This is a genomic window from Streptomyces sp. SAS_270, from assembly GCF_052543295.1.
The window spans coordinates 28,418-32,963 of the sequence record NZ_JBMNDS010000103.1; the positions used below are offsets into that span (position 1 = coordinate 28,418).

3 protein-coding genes and 1 pseudogene are annotated in these 4,546 nt (G+C 70.3%); 2 read left to right on the forward strand and 2 right to left on the reverse strand.

Annotated elements, in window-relative coordinates; all coding sequences use genetic code 11:
- Positions 1-76: 76 nt before the first annotated feature.
- Together ACN6LB_RS40975 and ACN6LB_RS40980 are read right to left on the reverse strand one after the other, a co-directional pair.
- Positions 77-283, reverse strand: a pseudogene (locus tag ACN6LB_RS40975) (4'-phosphopantetheinyl transferase); the annotation flags it as partial.
- Positions 231-1,139: a metallophosphoesterase family protein gene (locus ACN6LB_RS40980; RefSeq protein ID WP_356132758.1), complete on the reverse strand. Its 909-nt coding sequence runs from the start codon at positions 1,137-1,139 to the stop codon at positions 231-233. The gene ACN6LB_RS40980 and the pseudogene ACN6LB_RS40975, both read right to left, overlap by 53 nt.
- A gap of 288 nt (positions 1,140-1,427) precedes the next feature.
- On the opposite strand from ACN6LB_RS40980, the gene ACN6LB_RS40985 reads away from it, so the two are divergent.
- The gene (locus ACN6LB_RS40985; RefSeq protein ID WP_445030320.1) at positions 1,428-2,609 is read left to right on the forward strand and encodes an ATP-grasp domain-containing protein; all 1,182 of its coding nucleotides are present in this window, start codon (positions 1,428-1,430) and stop codon (positions 2,607-2,609) included.
- Between the two features lie 155 nt (positions 2,610-2,764).
- On the forward strand, positions 2,765-4,453 hold the full coding sequence (locus ACN6LB_RS40990; RefSeq protein ID WP_445030321.1) for a carbohydrate binding domain-containing protein: 1,689 nt from the start codon (positions 2,765-2,767) through the stop codon (positions 4,451-4,453).
- Positions 4,454-4,546 lie beyond the last annotated feature (93 nt).

A 4,546-nucleotide genomic window follows, 5' to 3' on the forward strand; every position in this document is an offset into this window, starting at 1 on the left:
CCACACCCACCCCCCCCCCCCCCCCCCCCCCCCCCCCCCCCCCCCCCCCCCCCCCCCCCCCCCCCCCCCCCCCCCCCCCCCCCAGGACCGGCTGCGGGGCCACCCCGAGTTTCTCCATGGCGACGCGGGCACAGGCACGCACCGTGGTGAACTCGCGGCGCCGCTTCTCCACGGCCCGCGCCACGAGCGCCTCCTCCTCGGGATACAGCGTCACGCCCTCGGGCCGGGCGTCACCGAAAGCCTCCACGGTCACGACCGAATCCGGGAGCAGCTCCTCCATCAACGGTTCCGACCTCCATCGGCAGTATGCGGCGCAGCACCCCCGGCGGTTCCGGGCGGACCCGCCATTCACGGGGGTAGCCCACCGAGACCTCTTCGAAGCGGACGCCCTCGTGGTGGGTGGTCCGCGGGATATGCAGATGACCGTAGACCATGACCTCGGCACGGAAGCGGCGGTGCCAGTCCGTGGTCAGCCGGGTCCCGCACCACATCGCGAACTCGGGGTAGCGCAGGATGTCCGTCGGGTGCCGGTGCAGTGGATAGTGGCTGATCAGGACCGTGGGCAGGTCGTCCGGCAGTTCGGCGAGTCTGCGTTCGGTCTCGGCGACCCGGGCCCGGCACCAGGCGTCCCGGCTCGGGTAGGGGTCGGGGTGCAGCATCAGCTCGTCGGTGCAGACGACTCCGGTCGAGCGGGCGTACGCCAGCCCCTCCTCCTTGGTCGTGCAGCCCTGCGGCAGGAAGGAGTAGTCGTAGAGCAGGAAGAGCGGGGCGACGACGGCGGGGCCGCCGGGACCTTCCCAGAGCGGATAGGGGTCCTCGGGGGTGGTCACGCCCAACTCCCGGCAAACGCCGACGAGATGCTCGTAGCGCTCGACGCCGCGCAGCTGCACCTCGTCGCGCGGGTGGGTCCACAGCTCGTGGTTGCCGGGCGTCCAGACCACCTTGCGGAAGCGTTCGGCGAGCGTCTGGAGGGCCCAGCGGATGTCGGCGACGGTCTCCGCGACGTCACCGGCCACCAGGAGCCAGTCCTCGTCCGACCCGGGGCGCATCTTCTCGACGACGGCGCGGTTTTCCTTGTACCCGATGTGCAGATCGCTGATCGACAGCAGGTTTCCATGGCCGCCGGCCGTCGACTGCACTCTCGCCACCTCCGCGAACCCGAATTGAAATCAACAAGAACACACAGTCCCGCTGAGCGACAAGAGCGATCTCGGGCAGATGAACACAAGGTCCGCACACCCTTGGAACAAACGGCCGGGGAATCCGTAACACGCGCGTAGCCGTCCGGGGGTCGCGGAGGGCCTATGATCGGCCCCAACACAACCGCCACGGACGCTTGCCGCGTACGGCGGTCATGTGTACCTCCCTCTCCCCTGGCCGGGCACGGCCTGCTTCGCCGTGCCCGCGAACCGTGAAAGGTGGCTTGCATGGGCTCTCGCGTACGCGTCTGGCTCAACCGCACGTACGCGGAGAACGTGTTCTTCATGGATCAGCTGCGCAGAAATCCGCACGACCGCGCGGTCGAGATCCATGCCACGCACGGTGACGCCGACTCCCCCGTCCTGGCCGCCGCGGACACCGCCGACCTGGAGCCCGAGGGGCTGTCCCCGGCCGCCTACGTCGAGTTCGCGCTCGACCAGTGCGCCCGCCGCGGCATCGACGTGTTCGTGCCCCGGCTGCAGCAGGCGGCGATCGCCGCGCACCGCGCCGACTTCGAGGCGGTCGGTACGGCGCTGCTGGCGCCGCCCGCCGAGGCGATCGACGTGTTCGAGGACAAGGTGACGGCGTACGAGGCCGTGCAGGGACTCGGCATTCCGGTGCCGCCGTGGTGGCGGGTGACGACCGAGGCCGAACTGCTCGCCGCGGTCGAGGAGTTGGAGTCGGCCGGGTACAAGGCGTGCTTCAAGCCGGCGGCGGGCGCGGGCGGGGTGGGCTTCCGCATCATCACGCGCGACCCCTTCTCGCTGTCGCACCTCAACGGATTCCCCAGCCCGTACGTGCCGTTGGACCTCGTCGCGCAGGCCGTGCGGAACGCCGAAGAGCCCGTCGACTGGCTGGTGATGCCGCGTCTGGAGCAGCCGGAGGTGTCGGTCGACTGTCTGACCGGGCCCGACGACCGGATCCGGATGGCGATCGGCCGCACCAAGAACGGCCGCCGCCGCGGCTTCACGCTCCACGAGCAGTGGATCGAGCCGGCACGGCAGCTCGCGGAGGCGTTCCGGCTGCACTACCTGTCCAACATCCAGTTCCGGATGCTGGGCGACGAACCGGTGCTCATGGACGTCAACACCCGCCCGGCGGGCGGGCTGCACCAGTTGTCCCTGTGCGGTGTCAACGCCCCCTGGGCGGCGGTGCAGTCGGCGCTCGGCGAGGACCCGGGCGAGGTGGTCCCACGGTTCCTCGGTACGGACTACACGGTGGTGTCGGGCCTGCGTCCGCTACGCGCCGTGTCGCTTCCCCGCCAGCGCGCCGAGGAGTCCTCCGACGCCCTGCACGAGACGTCCGCCGCTCCGCTGCCGGCGGTGCCCGCACAGTCCTCGCCGCCGGCCGGCCTCCCGGCCGCGGAGCCGGTCGGCGCCCCCACCGCGGAGGCGGGCGCACCGGCCTGACCCCGCCACCCCGTACGCCCCCGCACGACCCCTACAACTTCACACCGGTCTGGACCAATCGATGCACAGCATCTTGACAGCGCGATTGGTCCATACCAACTTGGTTGCGCACCCTTCGGCACTCCCGAACACCCCCATTTCCCCAGGGAGATCGCGTGCGCATCACACATCTCAGACGTTCCAGACATCGCTTCCTCGCCCTGCTCGGCACCGCCGCGCTGGCCCTCGCCGGGGCGGTCGCCCTCCCCGGTACGGCCCAGGCGGCCAACATCCTGTCCAACCCCGGCTTCGAGTCGGGCGGTCTGTCCCCCTGGACCTGCACGGGCAACCTGGGCTCGGTCACCTCAAGCCCGGTGCACTCCGGCTCCAAAGCCCTTGCGGGCGCCGTGAGTTCGAGTGACAACGCCCAGTGCAGCCAGACCGTCTCGGTCCAGCCGAACACCACCTACAGCCTCTCCGGGTGGGTGCGCGGCAGCTACGTCTACCTGGGCGTGGACGGCGGCGCCTCGACATGGACCACGTCCCCGTCGGCGTACAGCCAGCTCAAGGTGTCCTTCACCACCGGTGCCTCGCAGACCAGCGCCAAGATCTATGTGCACGGCTGGTACGCGCAGGGCACCTACTACGCCGACGACATCAGCCTGGACGGTCCGGGCGGTGGCGGCGGCTCGGACACCCAGGCGCCGACCGCGCCGACGAACCTGACCTCCACGGGCAAGACCTCGTCCAGCGTGTCCCTGTCTTGGGGCGCGTCGAGCGACAACGTCGGCGTCACGGCGTACGACATCTACAGCGGCTCCAACCAGCTGCTCAGCGTCTCGGGCACGAGCGCCACGGTCAGCGGGCTGTCGGCGAGCACGAGCTACACGTTCACCGTGAAGGCGCGGGACGCGGCCGGGAACACCTCGCCCGCCTCCAACTCCGTGACCGTCACGACCAACGCGGGCGGAGGCGGCGGCACCGGCTTCAAGCAGGCCGCCCCGTATCTGTACGAGGGCTGGGGCGACCCCCCGAACCCGACCACGGTGATGAACGCGACCGGGATCAAGTGGTTCACGATGGCGTTCGTACTGGACTCCGGGGGCTGCACCCCGTCCTGGGACAGCAGCCGACCGCTGACCGGCGGCGTCGACCAGACGGCCATCAACCAGATCCGTTCCGCGGGCGGTGACATCGTCCCGTCGTTCGGCGGCTGGCAGGGCAGCAAGCTCGGCGCCAACTGCTCCTCGGCGAGCGCGCTGTCCGGTGCGCTGCAGAAGGTGATCGACGCCTACGGTCTCAAGGCGATCGACATGGACATCGAGAACAGCGACGAGTTCGAGAACGAGGCCGTCCAGGCGAAGATCCTCACCGCGCTGAAGACGGTCAAGGCCAACAACCCCGGCCTGAAGACGATCGTCACCTTCGGTACGTCGACCACCGGCCCGACGTACTACGGCAACCGGCTCATCGAACAGGCGAACTCGCTCAACGCCAACATCGACGTCTTCACCATCATGCCGTTCGACTTCGGCGGCGGCTCCGACATGTACGGCAACACGGTGAACGCTGCCGAGGGCCTGAAGACCAAGCTGAAGTCGACCTTCGGCTGGGACGACGCCACCGCGTACTCCCACATCGGCATCTCCGGCATGAACGGACTGTCCGACCAGCAGGAGAACACCACCCCGGCGATCTGGACGCAGATCCGCGACTGGTCCAACTCGCACCACATCGCCCGGCTGGCCTTCTGGTCCGTCAACCGCGACCGGCCCTGCCCGGGCGGCGGCGTGGTGAGCAACTGCTCCGGCATCAGCCAGAGCAACTGGCAGTTCACCTCCACCACGGCCGGGTTCACGGGCTGAGATCGGAGGCCGGCCGGGGGGGGGGGGGGGGGGGGGGGGGGGGGGGGGGGGGGGGGGGGGGGGGGGGGGGGGGGGGGGGGGGGGGGGGGGGGG

What these genes read in the sequence shown, in the direction of transcription:
- ACN6LB_RS40985 (WP_445030320.1), top strand. Translation starts at nt 1,428, where the DNA reads ATGGGCTCTCGCGTACGCGTCTGGCTCAACCGCACGTACGCGGAGAAC.